The organism is Microbacterium sp. MMO-113 (genome assembly GCF_037148555.1).
Classification (GTDB): Bacteria; Actinomycetota; Actinomycetes; order Actinomycetales; family Microbacteriaceae; genus Microbacterium.
Window position 1 is genome coordinate 420,809 of the sequence record NZ_JBBCTD010000003.1, and the last position, 20,287, is coordinate 441,095.

Sequence of the window (20,287 nt, forward strand, 5' to 3'; positions counted from 1 at the left end):
CATCACCACGGCTCCAAACCGATGGCAGCCGTGCGGTCAGCGACCGTGGACGTAGTGCAGCAGGTCGTCGCGGGTCTGGCGCATGTGGCTGCGCATCGCCTGGCGGGCGGCCGCACCGGACCCGGTCCGCATCGCCTCCAGCACCGCCGCGTGCTCGGCCAGCGCGTGCTCACGGATGTCCGGGATGGCGCTGGTCTCGCTGCGGGTCGCCTGCAGCATCGTCGTCAGGGGGCGCATCGAGGCGACGAGGATGCGGTTCTCCGCCGCGCGGATGATCACGTCGTGGAAGGCGAGGTCCGCGGCCACGAAGGCGTCCACGTCGGCCCGCTCGTGCGCCGCCTGCATCTCCGCGAGGAGCGCGGCCATCTCGGCGAGGTGCTCCTCCGTGCGCCGCCCCGCCGCGAACTCGGCCGCCCCGGTCTCGAACATCATGCGCATCTCGAGCATCTCCAGCGAGGAGCGCTCCCGAGCACCCGCGCTCTGGGCGTGCCGCACGACCGCGTCGAGGCCCGTCCACTCGTCGGTCGGCGCGATGCGGTGTCGCGTGCCCGGTACCGCGACGATCACGCCCTGCGCCTGCAGGAGGCGGACGCCCTCGCGCATCGTGAGGCGGGAGACCCCGAACTGCTCCGCCAGCTCCCCCTCGGGAGGCAGCGGCTGTCCGGCCTCGAGCCGACCCGCGATGATCGCATCGAGCAGTCCGTCCACGACGGCCTGCGTCCGCGACACCCGCTCGAGCTTCGTCACAGGTCGACGCCCACCAGCACGGGCTCCGGCTGCAGCACCAGACCGAATTCGGCGTGCACGCGGTTCTGGATGAAGCGGGCGAGCTCGGCGACCTCGGCCGCCGTGGCGCCGCCCCGGTTGGTGAGCGCCAGGGCGTGCTTGGTCGAGACGGACGCCCGCGAGCGGGGCAGCGTGAACCCCTTGCGGATGCCGGCCTGCTCGATGAGCCAGGCGGCGCTCACCTTCACGTCCGGGGCCTCGGTCTTCGTCGGCGGCACGTGTCCGTCGTAGGAGGCGAGGGGGATGACGGTCACGGCATCGAGGTCAGGGGCGACCGGCCAACGCGGGCACTCCGGCGGGAGGGACCGGGCCTGGGCGGCCGTGACGATCGCGTTCTGGAAGAAGGAGCCGACCCCGTGCGTGTCCGGGTCGTCGGCGTCGAGCAGCATGCCCTTCGATGCGCGCGTGGCGAGGATGCGCTCTCGGACCCATGTCAGGGGCACCGGGGTGTCGTCGGTCAGACCGAGAGCGCGGCGCAGCTGCTCCCCACGGACCACGCGTTCGCGGGCGACGAGGAGATCGACTGTGAGGGACAGGATCACGGCCCGGCGCTGCGGCGCGCTCCCGTGATGGTGCTTGAGCACCGAGGTGCGGAATCCGAGCCCGAGTTCGGTCGCTGGAACAGTGGAGATCTCGCCGGAGTCCTCGTCGATCAGCTCGACCTCGACCAGGGTCTCCTGGATCTCCTGTCCGTAGGCGCCGATATTCTGCACGGGCGCTGCGCCGACTGTGCCGGGGATGCCGCTCATGGCTTCGAGCCCAGCGTAGCCCCGCTCGACCGCGTAGGAGACCAGGTCGTCCCAGCCGTGTCCGGCCTGCGCGCGCAGGCGGAGGCGGCCGGCGTGCGGCGACGGGAGCTCCTCGATGCCGCTCGTCCGGATGCGGATGACGGTGCCCTCGAACGGCTCGTCGCCCACGAAGAGGTTCGACCCCCCTCCGAGCACCAGCCAGGGGTCGCCCTCCGCCCAGGTCTCCCGGAGGACGGCGACGAGCTCCGCCGTCGTCGTCGCCTCGCGCATGCGCGCGGGGGCGGCGCCGGTGCGGAGCGTGGTGAGCTCGGACAGCCGGATCGGCTCGACGTCGCTCATCGGACGGCGACGCGCAGCTGCGCCTTGACGAGCACGGTGGTGTCGCCGGTCGTGACCTTGAGGTCGATGCGCGCGGACTCGTCGTCCACCGCGCCGACCGTCGCGACGACGTGCACGTCGGCGCCGGTCTCGGGGTCGACCACCACGGGCTTGGTGAAGCGCACGCCGTAGTCGAGGATCCGGGTCTGCGGGTCGAGCGCCGCCACGACCACCGAGGAGGCGATGCCCATGGTCAGCATGCCGTGCGCGAGCACGCCGGGAAGGCCCACCGCGGCGGCGACGTCGTCGCGGTAGTGGATCGGGTTGAAGTCTCCGGAGGCACCGGCATAGCGGACGAGCGACTCTCTCGTCAGGTGCACGGTGCGCTCGGCCAGCACGTCTCCCACGGTGAACGCGCTCATGCGGTCTCCTCCTCGGCACCGACGAGCAGGACGCTGGTGGCGGTGACGACATGCGCGCCCCCGTCGTCGGTGATCTCGGCCTCGCTCGTGATCATGGCGTTGCCGCCCATCATGCGGATGCCGGTGACGCGCAGCTGCGCCGTCAGCTCGTCTCCCGCGACGATCGGCCTGGTGTAGCGGAACCGCTGCTCGGCGTGGATGGTGCGCGCCAGGACGATGCCGGAATCCGGCTCGGCCAGCAGCTGCTGCAGCGTGAGGTCCTGCAGGACCATCGCGAAGGTCGGCGGCGCGACGACGTCGGCGAAGCCCGCCGCGCGGGCGGCCTCGACGTCGGTGTGCTGGGGGGCGTCGGCGAAGACGGCGCGCGCGAACTCGCGCACCTTCTCCCGCCCGACGAGGTAGGGGGCGGTCGGCGGGAATTCCCGGCCGACGAGTTCTTGGTTCACTGCCACCCGTCGATCCTACCGAGGGCGACCGACGGCCCGCCGCGCGGCGGGCCGTCCGAAAAACCCTCAGGCGGCTCTGGCCGACATCGCCGAGCCGAGCAGGACGAGACGCATGGTGCGCTCGGCAGCATCACGGAGCAGCTCCTCCCCGTGCTCCACCGCCTCCTCCAGCGGCATCGGCACGGTGAGGATGGAGGCGATCGCGTCGATGCCGATGTCGTGCACGGCCGGGGCGCCGCGTCCGAGCGAACCCGCCAGACCGAGCACCGGCACCCCGGCGACGCGCGCGCGCATCGCGATCTCCGCCGGGACCTTGCCACGCGGCGTCTGGAAGTCGATCGCGCCCTCCGCCGTGATCACGAGGTCCGCCTCCCCCATCAGCGCGTCGAGGTCGTGCGGCATCAGTCCGCCGTCGAGGAGCACCTCGAAGCGGGGTGCGAGCCGGGCGCCGAACGCGGCGGCGAGCCCCGCACCGAGCCCTCCGGAGGCGCCGGTCCCCCCACCGGTACGCACGTCCATCCCGCCTCCGAAGGGGCTCTGCTCCTCCAGCAGCGTGGCCCAGGCGTCGAGCGCGTCCGAGAGCCGCTCGACCTCCGCCGGCGACGCCCCCTTCTGCGGGCCGAACACCCTGGCCACCCCGCGAGGACCGCAGAGCACGTTGTGGATGTTGCAGGCGAGGACCATCTCGACTTCGGCGAGCCGCGGGTGCACGCCCGAGAAATCGAGGGATGCGGCCTCCGCCAGATGTCCGCCGCCCGCTGGGACGACACGGCCCGCCCGGTCGAGGATGCGCACGCCCAGCGCCGTCAAGGCACCCGCTCCCCCATCACTCGTCCCCGAGTCGCCGCAGCCGACCACGATGCGCTCGGCGCCGTCGTCGAGGGCCGCGGCGATGAGCTGTCCGACCCCGGAGGTCGTGGTGGCCGCCGGATCGCGACGGTCGCGCGGCACGAGTCGGAGCCCGGCCGCGGCCGCCATCTCCACCACCGCGGTCCCGCGCGCCGCCCCTCCGAGGCGCGCCCAGTGCGCCACCACCGGTTCCCCGACCGGTCCGGTCACGGTCGCGGGCACGAGCGCGCCCCCGGTGCTCGCGGCGAGCGCGGCCGCCGTCCCCTCGCCGCCGTCGGGTACGGGGAACTCGTCGACGCGCACGCCGGGGATGACGCGGCGCACGCCGGCCGCGATGGCTCGGGCCACGGCGTCGGCGCCGAGGCTCTCCTTGAAGCCGCTCGGGGCGACGAGGATGCGCTGGGGAGCGTGGATGGACATGAGGACCTCCTTCTGCGCCCGGGGGCGCGAGACAGCCCGGGTGCGGGCACGACGGACACCGGTACGCCGGCGGCGCACGCGGAACAGCGGTGACGGTGGTCAGCGCAGCAGCGGCAGACCCTGGAGCGGCCAGATCCAGAGGGCGAAGACAGCCACGAGGACGAACATGGCCGGCGCGAGCACCACGGACAGCCGGCGCAGGTCGGAGGCATCGAAGCCGCCGGAGACGACCTCGGGATCGGCGAACATCGCGACCGGTTTGGCGGAGCTCGGCAGGGTGTGGCAGAACCCGGCCGCCGCCGTCGATGCGAATGCGGCGGCCATGGGCTCCACGCCGAGTCCCGGTGCGAGGGCGATCACCGCGGGGATGATCGCGGCCGAGCGCGCGGAACGGGAGGGGATGAGCAGGTGCGCGAGCGTGGACAGGGCGATCACGGCGAGGAGGAAACCGACGGCACCCGCCGCTCCGAGCCCGCGTAGAGGCTCGAGGGCGGTCGTGCTGAGCCAGGCGGCCGCCCCCGAGTCGGTGAGCGCCGTGGCGAGCGCGAGTGTGGCGGCCAGGAACAGCAGCAGCGACCAGGGCACGCGCGCGACCGCGGCCGGGAGGGTGGTGCAGCCGATGCCCGGGGTGACGGCCGCGACGGCACCGAACAGCGCGACGAGCGCCGGGGGGATCCCGTGCAGAGGCTCACTGCTCCACAGCACGATCGCCGCGCCGACGAGGAGGGCCGCGCGGCGCTCCAGCGCGGTGAGGGGACCGGTCACCTGCCGGCCGGCGGCCTTCTCGATGTCGTCCGTGGTCACCCGCACCGGTGCGGCGCGGTCGTCGCGGTCGACGAAGCGCCAGAGGATGAGCTCCGCAGCCAGATGAGACGAGACCACAGCCAGCGGCAGTCCGAGCCACAGCCACGAGAGGAAGGAGAAGCCGGGCTCTCCCGCCGCCCGCAGGAGCTGATCGGTGATGATGTGCGCCCCGGCGCCGAGCAGCGAGGCGACGGCCGAGAGGAGCACCACGGTCGGCATGAGCAGCGCGAGGGCCCGGATGACGCGCCCCCGCCCGTCGAGCGCCGTCGACAGGGCTCCGAAGACCGGGACCGCGAGCGCCGCCCTCCCTGACGTCGCGGGCACCGCGAAGGCCGAGAGGGTGAGCGCGACGGTCGTGAGGTGGAACAGGCTGCGGGGGCCACGAGCGAAACGGACGAGGTGCGCGGCCGCGCGCAGCGGGAGCCCGGAGGTCGAGACCGCTGCCGCCATCACGAACGCGCCGATCAGCAGCCAGATCGTCTCGTCTCCGAGGGATGCGAAGAACTCGTCGACCGGGAGGACGCCGGCGACGATGAGCGCGATCGCCGCGAGGAACGCCACCAGGGTGTCATCGAGACGCGTGGCGCTCCACGCCCAGACCGCGAGGAGGAACACCGTCAGCGTGACGGCGATCGGCACCGTGATCCCGCGCACGCTCGCGCCCGGGCCCAGTGCGCCGATGACCATCGCCGCGCCCATCGCCACGACGAGCACGAGACCGATGAGGCGCAGGGCGCGTCGCGGCTTCGCCGCATCCGGACGGTGGATGATCGGGAGGGGGTCGGTGCGTCGCGGAGGAACGGTCGCGAAGCGGGTGCGTGCCGCCGAGGCGGGAAGAGCGACGGGATCGTTCATCGGAACCGGTACCCCGCACCCCGCACCGTCTCGATGCGGTCGGTCCCGATCTTGCCGCGGAGCGCGCGCACATAGACGTCGACGACGTTGGACGCGGGATCGAAGTCCATCCCCCAGACGTGGCCGATGAGCTGGTCGCGGGAGAGCACCTGACCGGCGTTCTGCAGGAAGACCTCCAGCAGCGCGAACTCGCGGGACGTCAGCTCGCGCACCTCGCCGGCGACGGTCACCGTCCGCGACCGCACGTCCACGCTGACGTCGCCATGCGTGAGCGCGGCCCCGCCGCTGCGGCCCTCCCCGTCGCCGATCCGCAGCCGCACGCGGGCGAGCAGCTCGGCGAACTGGAACGGCTTGGTCATGTAGTCGTTCGCGCCCCCTTCGAGACCTCGCACGGTATCGATCACGGAGTCCCGTGCCGTGAGGATGACGACCGGCGTGGAGACCCCCTCGCCGCGGAGGTGGGCGAGGACGTCGAAGCCGTCGATGCCGCCGAGGCCGATGTCGAGGACGACGAGGTCGAACAGCCCGCTGCGGGCCATGAGCAGTGCGGTGTGGCCGTCGGTCGCGTCGGCGGTGTCGTAGCCCGCGGCGCGGAGTCCGCGACGGACGAAGGAGGTGATGTGCGGATCGTCCTCCGCGATGAGGATGCGGCGCATGTCAGCTCTTCCCTTCGATCTCGCCGGTGTCCAGGACGGGTGCGGGTACGTCGATCCCGAACGTGGCCCCCTCGCCCAGCACGCTGTCGACCCAGGCGGAGCCGCCGTGCCCGTCGGTGATGGCCCGCACGATCGCGAGGCCGAGCCCGGAACCGCGTCGCGCACCGGCACTGTCCCCGCGGGTGAACCGGTCGAAGATGCGCTCGGCGTCGGCCGGTGCCACACCGGGACCGGTGTCCTGCACCCACAGCCGCAGCCGCCGCTCGGGGCCGTCCCCCTCGAAGCGCGAGCCGATCCGGATCGTGTCGCCGTCCGCGGTGACCTGGACCGCGTTGGCGGCGAGCTGGAGCACGGCCTGCGTGACGCGCTGCGGGTCGAGGGGGACGACGCCTTCGGCGACCTCCATCAACTGCCAGCGTCGCTCGCCCAGCATCTGCGCCTTCGCCTCGATGTCGAGTGTGAGGGTCGCGATGTCGCAGGCGGCGAGGCGCACGAAGTCGGGCTGTTCCGCGCGCGCCAGCACCAGGAGGTCCGTGACGATCCGGCTCATGCGTTCCAGTTCCTCGCTGACGAGGCGCAGCGTCGCCGCGCGCTCCTCGGGGTCTTCGCTGAGGAGCTCGAGGTGACCGCGGACGATCGTGATCGGCGTGCGCAACTCATGACCCGCGTCGTCGACGAAGCGCTGCTGCGTGGCGTGCACGGCCTCCAGCCGGTCGAGCATCTGATTGAACGTCGTGGCGACGGCGGCGATGTCGTCGCTGCCTTCGACGGGGACGCGCGCGGTGAGGTCGTGCTCGCCGATGTCCCGCGCCACGCGATAGACCTCCCGGACCGGCGCGAGGATCTGACCGGCGACGAGCCAGGCGACGCCGGAGCTGAGGAGCACCCCGATGAGGGCGACCCAGGCGATCGCCCCGAAACTGCGGTCGACCTGTGCGCGCGGCTCCGCGGTGAACTGCACGATGAGCACCGCTCCGTCCTGTCCTCCGCCCGTGAAGTCCATCCGTCCCCAGCGGACCGGGCCGGTCTCGGGCGTCGCCAAGGCACCGGAGACCGCGGTGTCCGTGAGCATCCGCTCCACCAGCGCCGCGTGGGTCTCCAGCGTGCGCGCGCCGCCGTCCTCGGCGACCGCGATCGGGGTGCCGTCGAGGGCCGCGATGACGACCTCGTCCTCGTGCACGGACTGGCGGGCGACGTACTCCCGCAGCAGCTCCTCGGCGGTCGTGAGCCCTCCCGATGCGGCGTCCTCCGCGAAACGCGCGAACTCCGCCGCCTCCTGCTCGATCTCGCCGTTCGCCGTCTGCTCGACCGCGGCGAGGAAGACGCTGCGGCCGATGAGCCCGATCGCCAGCACGGTGATCATGGTGCTGAGGATGATCCAGAGCGTGATCCGCCAGCGGGCGGGGAGCGTGCGGCGGCGCAGGGTGCGCAGCGGGGCGCCGGGTCTCTGCGGGGCCTGGGGCTCAGTCATCGTCGCCTCCGTCGTCGTCATCGTCGTCGTCCACCGGCGGAGCCGGTGCGGGAGCCGGCGCGGGGGCCGGCGCGGGCGGCGGGGCGGGGGCGGGGGCGACCGACTCCGTGGGTGTCGGCGTGGGAACGGGCGTCGGCGTCGGCGTCGCGAGCCGGACGGTGAGCGGGGTGTCCGGCAGCCGGGGGGACGCCGGCATCTGCGCGAGCGCGACACTCCCGATCGCGAACGCCACGGGCACCGCGATCAGCGCGCCGGGGATCAGGATGCGTCGTGCGGTGCTCATGCCTCCATCGTGCCCGGGGCGGATGAGGAGGAGATGAGGTGAGGATGAAGATCTCTTCATCCTCACGGACGGTCAGCCGCGCCGACGCCCGCGGACGGCCTTGAGGGCCATCTGCACCGCGATCACGACGAGGTAGGCGGCGAAGAGGAGGTTGCCGACCGTCGGGTCGACGACGGTCGCCAGCCAGGCGCCGAGGGCCGTCGTGGTGCACGCCGAGACGCCGATGAGCAGCGCGGCCAGGAGATCGACGTTGCGGTTGCGGAGATTGCCGACCGTGCCGGAGAGCGCGGTCGGGATCATCATGAGCAGCGAGGTGCCCTTGGCGACGAGGTCGCTCGTGCCGAACGCGAGCATGAGCACCGGGACGACGATCACACCGCCGCCCACGCCGATGAGCCCGGCCAGGACGCCCGTGCCGACGCCGACGGCCACCAGGGCGATCGCGGTCAGCCAGGTGAGCTCGAAGACGGCGTCGCGCGAGGGGATGACGAGGAAGAGACTCACGATCACGACGATGAGGAAGCCGACGAAGCCCCAGCGGAGGGCGGTCTGCGAGATCCGCGGGAGCAGGCGGGTGCCGATCTGCGCGCCGACCACGGCCCCGGCGGCGAGGATCAGCGCCGGGATCCAGGCGACGGAGCCCGACGCCGCGTACGAGATGACCCCGACGGTCGCCGTCGGGACGATCGCCGCCAGCGACGTCCCGGCCGCCAGCCGCTGGTCGAACGCGAGCAGGAGCACCAGCAGCGGGACGATGACGGTGCCGCCGCCGACGCCGAAGAGACCGGAGAGGAGGCCGGCGAGAAGGCCGATGCCGATGAATGCCGCGTAGGCGCGGGGCCCGCGTTTCAGGACCGTCGCATCGTTCACCGGATCAGCCTACTCCCGGCCTCTCCCCTCCTCGAATCGAACGGCCTCAGACCTCCGAGTCCGCTTTGACGGGCACCGCGATGGACTCCGTGAGCGCCTGCTCGTACCGGCGCTGTCGGCGCCGCAGCCACAGCCCGCCGGCGATCAGCAGCGCGAGGATGACGTAGGCGACCGCGGAGAACGGCTGCGCGATGAGCGTCGTCAGGTCGCCCTGGCTCAGCTGCAGCGCGCGGCGCAGCTGCTCCTCCCCCATCGGCCCGAGGATCATTCCGACCACCAGCGGCGCCACCGGGAACCCGTACCGCCGCAGGAAGTAGCCGAGGACGCCGATGATCAGCAGGATCAGGATGTCGACGACCGCGAAGTTCAGCGCGTACGCCCCGAAGGCGGCGAACAGGAGGATGCCCGCGTACAGGTACGGCCGCGGGATCTGCAGGAGCTTCACCCACATGCCCACGAGCGGCAGGTTCAGCACGAGCAGGATCACGTTGCCGATGTAGAGGCTCGCGACCAGTGCCCACACGAGGTCCGCCTGTCCGGTGAACAGCTGCGGCCCGGGCTGGAGCCCGTACGTCTGGAACGCGGTGAGGATGATCGCGGCCGTCGCCGTCGTCGGAAGTCCCAGCGTGAGCAGGGGCACGAGCACGCCCGCGGCCGCGGCGTTGTTCGCCGACTCCGGGCCCGCTACTCCTTCGATGGCCCCACGGCCGAACTCCTCCTTGCGGCGCGAGAGCTTGCGCTCGGTCGCGTAGGACAGGAAGGTCGCCACGTCCGCACCGCCGGCGGGGATCGTGCCGATCGGGAAGCCGATGGCGGTGCCGCGGAGCCAGGGCTTCCATGAACGACGCCAGTCGTCCTTCGTCATCCAGCTGCGCCACCCGCGCGACACCGGGATCACCTCGATCGCGCCGTGCCGCAGGCGCGCCGCGACGTACAGCGTCTCGCCGACCGCGAAGAGCCCCACCGCCACGAGCACCACATCGATGCCGTCCGCCAGGGGCAGCAGGCCGAGCGTGTACCGCTGCTGACCCGAGAGCCAGTCGGTGCCGACCAGGCCGAGGAACAGACCGACGCCGAGCGACAGCAGACCGCGCGGCACGGATGACCCCATCAGCGCACCGACCGTGACGAAGGCCACGACGATGAGAGCCACGTAGTCGGCCGGCCCGAGATTCACGGCGAAGTGCGCGAGCACCGGTGCGAGCAGCGTCAAGCCCACCGTGGCGAGGGTTCCGGCGACGAACGACCCGAGGGCCGCGGTGGCCAGGGCCGCCGCGCCCCGCCCGAGCTTCGCCATCTTGTTGCCCTCGATCGCCGTCACGATCGACGACGACTCCCCCGGGGTGTTCAGCAGGATGCTCGTGGTCGACCCGCCGTACATGCCGCCGTAGTAGATCCCCGCGAACGTGATGAGCGCTGCGGCCGGTTCCAACGTGTAGGTGAGGGGAAGGAGCAGGGCGACGGTCATCGCCGGCCCGATCCCGGGGAGCACGCCCACGGCGGTGCCGATCAGCACGCCGAAGAAGGCGAACACGAGGTACTGGGGCTGCAGCGCGGTCGCGAACCCCTCGAGGAGCAGACTCCAGCTGTCCATCAGAACATCCTTCCCAGCCAGCCGAGCGCCGGTCCCCAGGGGAGCGACAGCCCGAGCAGACCGCCGAACACGACCTGGACGACCAGCGCGAGGACGGCGCCGATGAGGAGCGCCATCCACCAGCGGCGGGCGCCCAGCGCCCACGCGACGCCGCCGAACAGCAGAGCCGCCGCCGGGGCCCAGCCGAGCGGCTCGATGAGAAGCAGATGGGCGACCACGAGCGCGACGATCTTGACGAGCGTGAGCCAGTCGGTCGGCAGGCTCTGATCGACGTCCTCCCCCTCCTCCGGAACGCCGCGGTGGCCGCGGAGGATGCTCACCACCACGGCGAGAGAGGAGCCGAGCAGCAGGATCGAGACGAACAGCGGGAAGACCGTCGGGCCGACCTGGCCGCCCGCGGGCACATGGATGGTGAAGACCCCGGCGAGAGCGAACACGCCGAGGGCCACCATCAGCAGGGCGAAGACGAGCTCACCCCGCGGCAGGGACGCGACGAGACGTGCGGACCGACGGGCGTCGGTCCGCACCTCCTCGCCGGGTCCGGAAGACCCGGTCGTCATCTCAGCCGACCAGCCCGATGTTCTGCAGCGTCGTGGTGACCTCGGCGATATTGCCGTCGAGGAACTCGTCGAACTCCGCGCCGGTGAGGAAAGCGTCCGCCCACCCTCGCGTCTCCAGCTCGTCCTTCCACGCGTCGGACGCCTCCAGCTCGGTGACGAGGCGCTCGAGCTCCGAGCGCTCGGCGTCGCTGATCCCGCCCGGGGCGATCACGCCGCGCCAGTTGGTGAGCACGACGTCGTACCCGGAGTCGGTGATCGTGTCGACGTCCGGCAGCTGCGGGACCGGCTCCTCCGACGAGACGGCGAGGGCCTTCATGGTGCCGGCCTCGATGTGCTGCAGGAACTCGCCCACGCCGGAGATGCCGGCCGAGACCTTGCCGCCCAGGATCAGCGAGGTGGCCTCGCCGCCGCCCGAGTTGGGCGTGTAGTTCAGCTTCTCGGCGATCTCCGCGCCGTCGAGTCCCGCCTCCTCGAGCAGCAGTCCGGCGAGGATGTGATCGGCTCCCCCGGCGGAGCCGCCCGTGATCGTGACCTCCTGGCCCTTGTCCACGACGTCCTCGACGAGGTCCTCCAGGGTGTCGTACTCGGAGTCCGCTGGCACGACCACGACGAGGGGCTCGTCGGTGAGGCGGGCGATCGGGGTCATGTCCTCGATGCGGACGGCGGAGGCGTTGGTCTCCACCGCACCCACCATCACGAGGCCCATGACCATGAGGGTCGCCGGGTCCTTCTCGTTGGCGAGCTGCGCGAGGCCCACCGTGCCTCCGGCGCCGCCGACGTTGGTGACGGGCGCCGAGCCGACGATGTCCTCCTGCGTCAGCAGCTGCGAGAGGGCGCGTCCGGTCTGGTCCCAGCCGCCGCCCGGGTCGGCGGGGACGACGATGTTGACGTCGGCGATGGCGACCGCCTCGTCGCCGCCGTCGGAGCCGGCTGACCCGCCGTCGGCGGTCGAGCACGAGGTGAGGACGAGGGCGGTCGCGGCGACGGCCGCGGCGAGGGTCCCGATGCGGGCGTGATTCATGGCGCTCCTCCTTGAGCGTTCGGGTGCAATCCGTCCACTGTCGAGGCGCGGATGCGCCCGCTCAAGCTTCGGAAACCATTGGTCGCGTTCCGAAACTATTGGTCGCGACCAGCTGCGTCGCCGGCTCGCGGCCCGTCCACCCAGGCGGAAGAATGGGGCCGTGGCCTCGAAGATGACGCTCCGTGTGCAGCTGCTCGCGCTGCAGGCGCTGATCGTGTTCCTGGTGACCCTCGGCACCGGCATCGCCGCCGGGGCGTTCCAGGAGAACGCACTTCGCGAGGCCTACAAGGACCGCATGCAGGCGGTCGCCCAGTCCGTCGCCGCGCTCCCCGTCGTCCTCGATGCCTTCGACGACGAGGATCCGGCCGCCGCCATCCAGCCGGTCGCCGAGGTCATCCGCGAGGCCTCCGACCTCGCCTACGTGGTGGTCGCCAACGACGAGGGCATCCGGTACTCGCATCCGAACACCGACCGCATCGGCGAGCGGGTGTCCACCGACCCGTCGATCCCGCTCGGCGGCGAGATCTTCGTCGGCACGCAGACCGGTACGCTCGGGACCTCGTGGCGGGTGAAGGTGCCCATCCGCGACGAGGACGGCGCCGTCATCGGCACGGCGTCCGTCGGCATCCTGGAGTCCGAGCTGAACGAGGAGTTCACCAGCAATCTCGTCGGACTCATCTCCGCCATGCTCGTGGCAGCGGTCCTCGGGGTCTTCGGGGCCGCGTGGGTGACGTCGTTCATCCGGCGACGCATCTACCGGCTCGAGCCGCACCAGATCGCGGCGCTGGTCAAGAACCAGGAGACGACCCTGCACGGGCTCAGCGAAGGCGTGGTGACGGTGGACGGTGCCGGGCGGATCACCCTGGTCAACGACGCGGCTGCGCGGTTCCTCGGTCGCGATGCCGCCGACCTCGACGGTGCTCCCGCCGACGAGGTGCTCGGCGCCGACCTCGCCACCGTGCTCCGGGAAGGCGAGGCCGCGGGACGTCCCGTGATCGTCGGCTCGCATGTGCTCGTCGCCCGCAGCACCGCCTCCGGAAACGGTCCCGCCGACGTCGGGGCGACGCTCCTGCTGCGCGACCACACCGAGCTGCACGACGTCGTCCGCCGGGTCGAGACGGCCGACGCGATCATCGCCTTCCGGGAGCGGTACGGGTTGCCGAAGGGCTTGAGCGCGGAGACCCTGGAACGGGTCTCCGCCGCCCTCGCCGCCCGACCGGATGCCTCGGCGACCGAGATCGGGGATGACCTCGCCATCTCCCGCGTCAGCGCCCGTCGCTATCTCGAGCACCTCGCCGCCACGGGCCAGGCCGTGCGGTCCCTGGACTACTCCACCAAGGGGCGCCCCGGAGCGCGCTATCGGATCACCGATCCCCGCTGAACGACGAAGCCCGCCACCCCGAGAGGGGCGGCGGGCTTCGTCGCAGAGCGGTCCTTACTCGGACTTCTTCTCGACAGCGTCCTCGGCGGCGGCCTCAGCGGCCTCGCCCTCGGCCTGCGACTCGGCGCCGGCCTCGGCAGCCGTGTCGTCGGCAGCGGTCTCGTCCGCGGGAGCCTCGACGGTCTCCTCGGCGGGAGCCTCCTCGGCAGCAGGCTTCTCGTCCTTCGGAGCCGCGGCGGCCTTCTTGGTCGACTTCGCCTTCGGGGTGACGGGCTCGAGGACGAGCTCGATCACGGCCATGGGAGCGTTGTCGCCCTTGCGGTTGCCGACCTTGGTGATGCGCGTGTAGCCACCCTCGCGGTCCGCGACGAGCGGAGCGATCTCGTTGAACAGGACGTGCACGACTTCCTTGTCACCGATGACCGACAGCACGCGACGGCGGGCGTGCAGGTCTCCGCGCTTGGCGAAGGTGATGAGGCGCTCGGCGAGGGGACGGAGGCGCTTGGCCTTCGTCTCGGTCGTCTTGATCGACTTGTGGGTGTACAGCGCAGCCGCGAGGTTGGCAAGCAGCAGGCGCTCGTGGGCGGGGCCGCCTCCGAGGCGGGGACCCTTGGTGGGCTTGGGCATAATCGTCTAACTCCTGGTCAGAAAGGGTCGGGTATCAGAAGGACTCGTCTTCGCTGCCGCCGTAGAAGTGGGCGCCGTCGAAACCGGGCACCGAATCCTTGAGCGACAGACCGAGCGAGATGAGCTTGTCGCGCACCTCGTCGACCGACTTCTGGCCGAAATTGCGGATGTTCATGAGCTGCGTCTCCGACAGGGCGACGAGCTCAGAAACGGTGTTGATGCCCTCACGCTTCAGGCAGTTGTACGAGCGGACCGACAGGTCGAGGTCCTCGATCGGCATCGACAGCTCGCTGGAGTTCACAGCCTCCACCGGCGCCGGGCCGATCTCGATGCCCTCGGCCTCGACGTTCAGCTCGCGGGCGAGACCGAACAGCTCGGTGAGCGTCTTGGCGGCCGACGCGACGGCGTCGCGGGGGCTGATCGCCGACTTGGTCTCGACGTCGAGGATGAGCTTGTCGAAGTCGGTGCGCTCACCGGCACGGGTGGCGTCGACGCGATAGCTGACCTTGAGCACGGGCGAGTAGATCGAGTCGATCGGGATCTGACCGGCCTCGGCGTACTCGTTGCGGTTCTGCGTCGCGGAGACGTAGCCACGGCCGCGCTCGATGGTGAGCTCGAGCTCGAACTTGGCGGTGTCGTTGAGCGTCGCGATGACGAGCTCGGGGTTGTGCACCTCGACACCGGCCGGAGCCGAGATGTCGGCGGCGGTCACTTCACCGGCACCGGTCTTGCGGAGGTACGCGGTGATGGGCTCGTCGCGCTCGCTGGAGACGACCAGCTGCTTGATGTTGAGGATGATCTCGGTGACATCCTCCTTCACGCCGGGGATCGTGCTGAACTCGTGCAGCACACCGTCGATGCGGACGCTGGTGACAGCGGCGCCGGGGATCGACGACAGCAGGCTGCGACGCAGCGCGTTGCCGATCGTGTAGCCGAAGCCGGGCTCCAGAGGCTCGATGATGAACCGGCTCCGGTTCTCGACGATCTTTTCCTCGGTCAGTGTGGGACGCTGTGCAATAAGCACTCTGTGTTCCTTTCGATCACATGCCCGCTATATGACATGTGGTGGGGTGAGGTCTTGAGTTGTGGAAGTCGATGCCCCACGCGGGGCGCCGAGCCGCTCGACCCGAAGGACGAGCGGCTCGGCACACGCATCAGACGCGGCGGCGCTTCGGCGGACGGCAGCCGTTGTGCGCCTGCGGGGTGACGTCCTGGATCGAACCCACCTCGAGGCCGGCGGCCTGCAGCGAGCGGATCGCGGTCTCGCGGCCGGAGCCCGGACCCTTCACGAGGACGTCGACCTTCTTCACGCCGTGCTCAGCGGCCTGGCGGGCAGCGGACTCCGCTGCCATGCCGGCGGCGTAGGGGGTCGACTTGCGGGAGCCCTTGAAGCCCACGCCACCCGACGAGGCCCAGGCGATGACGGCGCCGGACGGGTCGGTGATCGAAACGATGGTGTTGTTGAACGTCGACTTGATGTGGGCCTGGCCCAGCGCGATGTTCTTCTTCTCCTTGCGGCGCGGCTTGCGCGCGGCGGCCTTGGGTGCAGCCATGAAAGTGTTCTCCTAGTCCCTGGCCGCTGCTTAGCGGGCCTTCTTCTTGCCGGCGACGGTGCGCTTCGGGCCCTTGCGGGTACGGGCGTTGGTCTTGGTGCGCTGACCGCGGACCGGAAGGCCACGACGGTGGCGGAGGCCCTCGTAGGAGCCGATCTCGACCTTGCGGCGGATGTCTGCGGCGACCTCGCGGCGCAGGTCACCCTCCACCTTGTAGTTGCCTTCGATGTAGTCGCGGAGGGCGATGAGCTGGTCATCGCTGAGGTCCTTCACGCGGATGCTCTCGTCGATGTCGGTCGCCTTGAGGATCTCGACCGAGCGGGTACGGCCGACGCCGTAGATGTAGGTAAGGGCGATCACCACGCGCTTGTCGCGCGGGATGTCAACGCCGGCAAGACGTGCCATGCGGTTCTCCTGGGTGTTGTGGAGGTGTGGAGCAGGATCGGTGCCCGGGCCTCCGCCCCGAGGTGTCCCCCGCTCACGCGGGTTCTGATCCTGCCGTTTCGTATTGAGTTATGAGATTGCGAGAGCGGCGCTCACGCAGCGGGGGCTCAGCCCTGGCGCTGCTTGTGGCGCGGGTTGCTCTTGCAGATCACCATGACGCGGCCGTGGCGGCGGATCACCTTGCAGTGGTCGCAGATCGGCTTGACGCTGGGGTTGACCTTCATGATGTTTCCTGTTCGCTGTCTTCGTGCTGCCCGATGTCCGACCTCGGAGACCTGGGTCCCTGAGCCCGTCGAAGGCCAGCCGTTACTTCTCGACCGATCAGCGGTAGCGGTAGACGATGCGGCCGCGGGTCAGGTCGTAGGGGCTGAGCTCCACGACCACACGGTCCTCGGGGATGATACGGATGTAGTTCTGCCGCATCTTTCCGGAGATCGTTGCCAGGACCTTGTGTCCGTTGCTGAGCTCAACGCGGAACATCGCGTTGGGAAGAGCCTCGGAGATCACGCCCTCGATCTCGATGACACCGTCTTTCTTAGCCATAGCCTCGCTGACGCTTCTGCAGATCGGTCGATCTGCGGTGGGTGGGTGGTGTGCGGTACCGGGCCGGATCGGACACGCCGAACGCATGGCACAAGGCACCAAAGATCCATGTTATCCGACGACGCCCCATCCGGCAACTTGGCCGAATGGGGCGTCGAGCGGGGTGAGCGCGTGTCAGCCGAGCAGGTCGGTGAACCGCTTCATGTCTTCCTGGTTCTGCAGGTCGAGCCGCTCGCCGTCGATCTCGACGGTCGGCGTGCCCTGGATATCGTTGGCTTTCGCCTGCGCGGCACCGAACTTGCGGTACGTCTCGTCGGTGATGCAGGACACGACGTCGTCGCCCGCGCCGACCTGGGTGGCGAACTCGGCGAGCTGCTCGTTCGTGAGGCCGGGGCTGTTCTCCGCCGGCTGGTTCTCGAACAGGACCTTCGCGTAGTCGAAGTAGAGGTCGGAGTCCGACTCGGCGACGCAGAACGCGGCACCGGCCGAACGGGAGGAGAACTCCGTGCCCTGCGAGAAGCGGTCCAGGATCGCGATGGGGTGCTGCTCGAGCGTGATCTCTCCGCTCTGCGCCTTGGCCTCGAGGGCGGCGCCGAACTGGTCCTCGAAGGACTTGCAGACCGGGCACTGGAAGTCGAGGAAGACCGACACCGTGGTGTCGCCGTCTCCCATGGAGATGGAGCCGGCCTCGGCGTCGAAGTTGTCGCTGGCGGTCGGGGTGGCGCCGGGCGAGGTCGCCTGGTTGTTGAGGAACACCACGAGTCCGCCGAGGGCCACCAGGACCACGACGACGGCGATGGAGACGCCGATCGCGAACCAGTTGGTGTTGCTCTTCGCCGCTGCCATTACTTTCCGATCTCTCGAGGCTCGACCCCGAACGGGGCGAGTCCGGCTCTTCCACCATCGGGCGCGGTGAGCACCCAGATGCCCCCATCATGCCGGGCGACGCTATGTTCCCAATGTGAGCCGTCAGTGCCGTCGACCGTCGTGACGGTCCAGTCGTCGTCCTCCACGAAGGTCGCCTCGCCGCCGGCGGTGACCATGGGCTCGATGGCGAGCACGAGCCCGGGCTTCACGTCCGCGCCGCGGTCGGGCGTCCGGTAGTTGAAGACGCTGGGCGCCTCGTGCATCTTCCGCCCGATGCCGTGGCCGACGTACTCGCGGAGGATCCCGTAGGGCTCGCCGCTCACGGCGGACCGCCCCTGCGCCTCGATGTAGTCCTGGATGGCAGCCCCGATCTCGTCGATCGACGACGCTGTGGCCATCGCGGCGATCCCCGCCCACATCGAGCCCTCGGTCACGCGCGAGAGCTCCTCGCGGCGGGAGACGAGCTCCGGACGCTCGGGATCGGGGACGACGATGGTGATCGCGCTGTCGCCGTTCCAGCCCTCGAACTGGGCGCCGCAGTCCACCGAGACGATGTCGCCCGGTTGAAGCACCCGCTCCCCCGGGATGCCGTGCACGACCTGCTCGTTCACCGAGACGCAGATCGTGTGGTGGTAGCCCTTGACGAGCTGGAAGTTCGACTCCGCTCCCCGCTGCACGATCGCGCGGTTCGCGGCGGCGTCGAGCTCGATCGTCTTCACCCCCGGCTTGACGAGCGCCCGGACGGCGTCGAGGGCCTCGGCGGTGATGAGGCCAGGCTCGACCAGGGCTCGCAGCTGAGCCGGGGTCTTGTAGATCGAGCGGCGGAACATCTCAGACGGCGGAGGTGGCGGAACGCAGCCCGCGAGCGGCCAGGGCGGCGGCGATGCGCTCCGTGATCTCCTCGAGGGAGCCCACGCCGTCGATGCGGTCGACGATGCCGCGGCTGCTGTAGAGCTCGATGATCGGCGCCGTCTCCTTCTCGTAGATGTCGAGTCGGTGCGCGATGGCCTCGTCCGTGTCGTCGGAACGCCCCTGCTCCGCAGCGCGGAGGGTGAGGCGGGCGATGCTCTCCTCGCGCGGGACGTCGAGGAGGATCACCGCGTCCAGCGCCTCGCCGCGTCCTTCGAGGAATGCGTCCAGGTGCGCGACCTGAGCGGTGTTGCGGGGATAGCCGTCGAGGAGGAAACCGTTCTGCGCGTCGTCCTGGCTCAGCCGATCGCGCACGATCTCGCTCGTCAACTCGTCCGGGACGAGGTCGCCCTTGTCGAGGATGGCCGTGACCTGCTGGCCGAGAGCCGTCCCCTCCTTGATGTTCGCGCGGAAGATGTCGCCGGTCGAGACGACGGGGATCCCGTAGGACTCGGCGATGCGCACACCCTGCGTGCCCTTGCCGGAACCCTGGGGGCCGACGATGAGAAGACGTGCGGATGCTGTCATCGGAGAAGTCCTTCGTAGTGTCGCTGCTGCAGCTGGGCATCGATCTGCTTGACCGTCTCGAGACCAACGCCGACGATGATGAGGATCGACGCGCCACCGAACGGGAAGTTCTGGTTGGCGCCGACCGTGGCGAGGGCGATCAACGGGATGAGGGCGATCAGACCCAGGTAGAGGGAACCGGGGAGCGTGATGCGGGTGAGCACGTAGTCCAGGTACTCCGCGGTCGGACGGCCGGCCCGGATCCCGGGGATGAAGCCGCCGTACTTCTTCATGTTGTCGGCGACCTCGACCGGGTTGAACGTGATCGCGACGTAGAAGTAGGTGAACCCGATGATCAGCAGGAAGTACGCCGCCATGTAGATCGGGCTGTTGCCGGTGGTGAAGTTCGCGCTGATCCAGCTGACCCAGGCGGGCGGCGTGGAGCCATCCTGGGGGGTGTTGAACTGCGCGATGAGTGCGGGGATGTACAGCAGCGACGAGGCGAAGATGACGGGGATCACGCCCGCCATGTTCACCTTGATCGGGATGTACGTGTTCGTGCCGCCGTAGGTGCGGCGTCCCACCATGCGCTTCGCGTACTGCACGGGGATGCGCCGCTGCGACTGCTCGACGAACACCACGAGCCCCATCACGATGATGCCGACGAGCAGCACGAGGAGGAACACCTCGAAGCCGCGGGTCTGCCAGATGATCGACATCGCACCGGGGAACGTCGCGGCGATGGAGGTGAAGATCAGCAGCGACATGCCGTTGCCGATGCCGCGCTCGGTGACGAGCTCGGCGAACCACATGATCAGACCCGTGCCGGCCGTCATCGCCATGATGATGAGCACCTGCGCCCACCACACGTCGTTGGTGAGGAGCTGGGTGCACGCCCCGATGTCGGTCGTTCCGAAGAGCTGACCGGTGCGGGCCACAGTGACCAGCGTCGTCGACTGCAGGAGCGCGAGCGCGATCGTGAGGTACCGCGTGTACTGGGTGAGCTTGGCCTGTCCGGCCTGGCCCTCCTTGTGCAGCGCCTCGAAGTGCGGGATGACGACGCGCAGGAGCTGCGTGATGATCGTCGCCGTGATGTACGGCATGACACCGAGCGCGAAGATCGACAGCTGCAGCAGAGCGCCGCCGGAGAAGAGGTTGACGAGTCCGAGCAGACCCTCGGTGCCGGCATTGGCCGCGAGACACTGCTCCACGTTCGGGAAGTTGACGAACGGCGCGGGGACGTTCGAGCCCAGACGGTAGATCGCGATGATCGCGAGAGTGAAACCGATCTTCCGACGCAGGTCGGGCGTGCGGAAGATCCGCGCGATGGCGCTAAACAAGAACGTTCCTCC

Annotated in this window: 24 protein-coding genes; 1 reads left to right on the plus strand and 23 read right to left on the minus strand. The window is 70.2% G+C overall.

Annotation, left to right across the window (positions count from 1 at the left end):
- Positions 1-36 precede the first annotated feature (36 nt).
- The 13 genes from WFJ36_RS12665 to WFJ36_RS12725 all read right to left on the minus strand — a co-directional run bounded on the left by WFJ36_RS12665 (position 37) and on the right by WFJ36_RS12725 (position 12,104).
- On the minus strand, positions 37-747 hold the full coding sequence (locus WFJ36_RS12665) for a FadR/GntR family transcriptional regulator (RefSeq protein WP_292786119.1): 711 nt from the start codon (positions 745-747) through the stop codon (positions 37-39).
- Positions 744-1,874 carry a UDP-N-acetylmuramate dehydrogenase gene (locus WFJ36_RS12670; protein ID WP_071328941.1) on the minus strand — a complete coding sequence of 377 codons (1,131 nt, stop codon included), beginning with the start codon at positions 1,872-1,874 and terminating at the stop codon, positions 744-746. The genes WFJ36_RS12665 and WFJ36_RS12670 overlap by 4 nt, the downstream gene beginning before the upstream one ends.
- Positions 1,871-2,275 carry a MaoC/PaaZ C-terminal domain-containing protein gene (locus WFJ36_RS12675; protein WP_060921254.1) on the minus strand — a complete coding sequence of 135 codons (405 nt, stop codon included), beginning with the start codon at positions 2,273-2,275 and terminating at the stop codon, positions 1,871-1,873. Before WFJ36_RS12675 ends, WFJ36_RS12670 begins: the two co-directional genes overlap by 4 nt.
- Complete coding sequence (locus WFJ36_RS12680; RefSeq protein WP_036292129.1) at positions 2,272-2,727, minus strand: FAS1-like dehydratase domain-containing protein; 456 nt, start codon at positions 2,725-2,727, stop codon at positions 2,272-2,274. The genes WFJ36_RS12675 and WFJ36_RS12680 overlap by 4 nt, the downstream gene beginning before the upstream one ends.
- A 60-nt stretch (positions 2,728-2,787) precedes the next feature.
- Entirely contained in the window at positions 2,788-3,990 is a 1,203-nt protein-coding gene (locus WFJ36_RS12685) for a glycerate kinase family protein (protein ID WP_336643410.1), read from the minus strand.
- Between the two features lie 99 nt (positions 3,991-4,089).
- Entirely contained in the window at positions 4,090-5,649 is a 1,560-nt protein-coding gene (locus WFJ36_RS12690) for an SLC13 family permease (RefSeq protein ID WP_336643411.1), read from the minus strand.
- The gene (locus WFJ36_RS12695) at positions 5,646-6,305 is read right to left on the minus strand and encodes a response regulator transcription factor (RefSeq protein WP_062632846.1); all 660 of its coding nucleotides are present in this window, start codon (positions 6,303-6,305) and stop codon (positions 5,646-5,648) included. The genes WFJ36_RS12690 and WFJ36_RS12695 overlap by 4 nt, the downstream gene beginning before the upstream one ends.
- Position 6,306: 1 nt before the next feature.
- Positions 6,307-7,776: a sensor histidine kinase gene (locus WFJ36_RS12700; RefSeq protein WP_336643412.1), complete on the minus strand. Its 1,470-nt coding sequence runs from the start codon at positions 7,774-7,776 to the stop codon at positions 6,307-6,309.
- Positions 7,769-8,059, minus strand: a complete 291-nt coding sequence (locus WFJ36_RS12705) for a hypothetical protein (RefSeq protein ID WP_071328944.1) — start codon at positions 8,057-8,059, stop codon at positions 7,769-7,771. Before WFJ36_RS12705 ends, WFJ36_RS12700 begins: the two co-directional genes overlap by 8 nt.
- Positions 8,060-8,131: 72 nt before the next feature.
- Positions 8,132-8,929 carry a sulfite exporter TauE/SafE family protein gene (locus WFJ36_RS12710; RefSeq protein WP_071328945.1) on the minus strand — a complete coding sequence of 266 codons (798 nt, stop codon included), beginning with the start codon at positions 8,927-8,929 and terminating at the stop codon, positions 8,132-8,134.
- A gap of 46 nt (positions 8,930-8,975) precedes the next feature.
- Complete coding sequence (locus tag WFJ36_RS12715) at positions 8,976-10,523, minus strand: tripartite tricarboxylate transporter permease (RefSeq protein WP_292786105.1); 1,548 nt, start codon at positions 10,521-10,523, stop codon at positions 8,976-8,978.
- A complete protein-coding gene (locus WFJ36_RS12720) occupies positions 10,523-11,083 on the minus strand; it encodes a tripartite tricarboxylate transporter TctB family protein (RefSeq protein ID WP_292786103.1) in 561 nt (186 codons plus the stop codon). Before WFJ36_RS12720 ends, WFJ36_RS12715 begins: the two co-directional genes overlap by 1 nt.
- 1 nt (position 11,084) lies before the next feature.
- Entirely contained in the window at positions 11,085-12,104 is a 1,020-nt protein-coding gene (locus tag WFJ36_RS12725; protein WP_336643413.1) for a Bug family tripartite tricarboxylate transporter substrate binding protein, read from the minus strand.
- A gap of 160 nt (positions 12,105-12,264) precedes the next feature.
- On the opposite strand from WFJ36_RS12725, the gene WFJ36_RS12730 reads away from it, so the two are divergent.
- On the plus strand, positions 12,265-13,485 hold the full coding sequence (locus tag WFJ36_RS12730) for a PAS domain-containing protein (protein ID WP_336643414.1): 1,221 nt from the start codon (positions 12,265-12,267) through the stop codon (positions 13,483-13,485).
- A gap of 54 nt (positions 13,486-13,539) precedes the next feature.
- Here WFJ36_RS12730 and rplQ read toward each other — a convergent pair whose 3' ends face one another.
- The 10 genes from rplQ to secY all read right to left on the minus strand — a co-directional run bounded on the left by rplQ (position 13,540) and on the right by secY (position 20,275).
- A complete protein-coding gene (rplQ, locus tag WFJ36_RS12735; protein ID WP_071328950.1) occupies positions 13,540-14,112 on the minus strand; it encodes a 50S ribosomal protein L17 in 573 nt (190 codons plus the stop codon).
- A 34-nt stretch (positions 14,113-14,146) separates the two neighbouring features.
- The gene (locus WFJ36_RS12740; protein WP_025102386.1) at positions 14,147-15,136 is read right to left on the minus strand and encodes a DNA-directed RNA polymerase subunit alpha; all 990 of its coding nucleotides are present in this window, start codon (positions 15,134-15,136) and stop codon (positions 14,147-14,149) included.
- A 130-nt stretch (positions 15,137-15,266) separates the two neighbouring features.
- Positions 15,267-15,665: a 30S ribosomal protein S11 gene (rpsK, locus tag WFJ36_RS12745; RefSeq protein ID WP_017829189.1), complete on the minus strand. Its 399-nt coding sequence runs from the start codon at positions 15,663-15,665 to the stop codon at positions 15,267-15,269.
- 30 nt (positions 15,666-15,695) lie between these two features.
- Positions 15,696-16,070, minus strand: coding sequence for a 30S ribosomal protein S13 (gene rpsM / locus WFJ36_RS12750; RefSeq protein WP_025102387.1), 375 nt, complete (start codon positions 16,068-16,070; stop codon positions 15,696-15,698).
- A 146-nt stretch (positions 16,071-16,216) separates the two neighbouring features.
- Positions 16,217-16,333, minus strand: coding sequence for a 50S ribosomal protein L36 (rpmJ, locus tag WFJ36_RS12755; RefSeq protein WP_005050492.1), 117 nt, complete (start codon positions 16,331-16,333; stop codon positions 16,217-16,219).
- 97 nt (positions 16,334-16,430) lie between these two features.
- Positions 16,431-16,652: a translation initiation factor IF-1 gene (infA, locus tag WFJ36_RS12760; protein WP_017201569.1), complete on the minus strand. Its 222-nt coding sequence runs from the start codon at positions 16,650-16,652 to the stop codon at positions 16,431-16,433.
- A 174-nt stretch (positions 16,653-16,826) separates the two neighbouring features.
- Positions 16,827-17,498, minus strand: a complete 672-nt coding sequence (locus tag WFJ36_RS12765; protein WP_062632864.1) for a DsbA family protein — start codon at positions 17,496-17,498, stop codon at positions 16,827-16,829.
- On the minus strand, positions 17,498-18,349 hold the full coding sequence (map, locus tag WFJ36_RS12770) for a type I methionyl aminopeptidase (RefSeq protein ID WP_336643415.1): 852 nt from the start codon (positions 18,347-18,349) through the stop codon (positions 17,498-17,500). Before map ends, WFJ36_RS12765 begins: the two co-directional genes overlap by 1 nt.
- 1 nt (position 18,350) lies before the next feature.
- Positions 18,351-18,956 carry an adenylate kinase gene (locus WFJ36_RS12775; RefSeq protein WP_071328952.1) on the minus strand — a complete coding sequence of 202 codons (606 nt, stop codon included), beginning with the start codon at positions 18,954-18,956 and terminating at the stop codon, positions 18,351-18,353.
- Entirely contained in the window at positions 18,953-20,275 is a 1,323-nt protein-coding gene (gene secY / locus WFJ36_RS12780) for a preprotein translocase subunit SecY (protein ID WP_025102391.1), read from the minus strand. The genes WFJ36_RS12775 and secY overlap by 4 nt, the downstream gene beginning before the upstream one ends.
- Between the last annotated feature and the right edge of the window lie 12 nt (positions 20,276-20,287).